Raw genomic sequence first — 590 nt, forward strand, 5'->3', positions numbered from 1 at the left:
CTTAATTTTTTATTAATCATGAGCTTGCCTTAAAAATTTTTATTTACTAGCTTTTAAATTCTTTACCTGTTCGATTGCGACTTCTATATTATTAAAATCAATATCAGCCATTTCTTTCGGAGTGAGATCCCACCATTCTAACTCAAGTAAATCAGTTATAATTTCTTCAGGAAACCTAAATTTTAGAATCTTAGCAGGTATACCTCCTACTATTGCATATGGTGGTACATCTTTGTTTACAAAACTTAAGGCGGCTACGATGGAGCCATGCCCTATTGTTATTCCTGATTTTATTACACTTTTAGCACCTATCCAAACATCATGACCAATAATTGTATCTCTATCATATTCATACTTTACCTTTCTCTTAAAACTTGTATCTTCATGTCCTCTCATTAAAGTATTACTATACTGTATATTTGATGTCGATAAAAAACTAATAGGATGAGCAGCAGCTCCTATTTCACAAAACCTGCCTATAGAACAGTATTTTCCTACTTTAGTATCAGAATATATTACTGAATAGTTATTCAATAGAGAGTATAAGCCTAGCTCACTTCTATCATGAACTTCTGCTTCTTTACCTATAC

The 590-nt window shown here is 31.7% G+C and carries 1 protein-coding gene; it reads right to left on the bottom strand.

Translation table 11 applies throughout. From position 1 onward, the window contains the following. Nucleotides 1–39: 39 nt before the first annotated feature. The coding region (locus SB749_RS18655) for a CatB-related O-acetyltransferase (RefSeq protein WP_410711615.1) at nucleotides 40–590 on the bottom strand (551 nt) is incomplete at its 5' end.

The sequence above is a fragment of the Brevibacterium sp. SIMBA_078 genome (assembly GCF_046534565.1).
Taxonomy (GTDB): Bacteria; Actinomycetota; Actinomycetes; order Actinomycetales; family Brevibacteriaceae; genus Brevibacterium.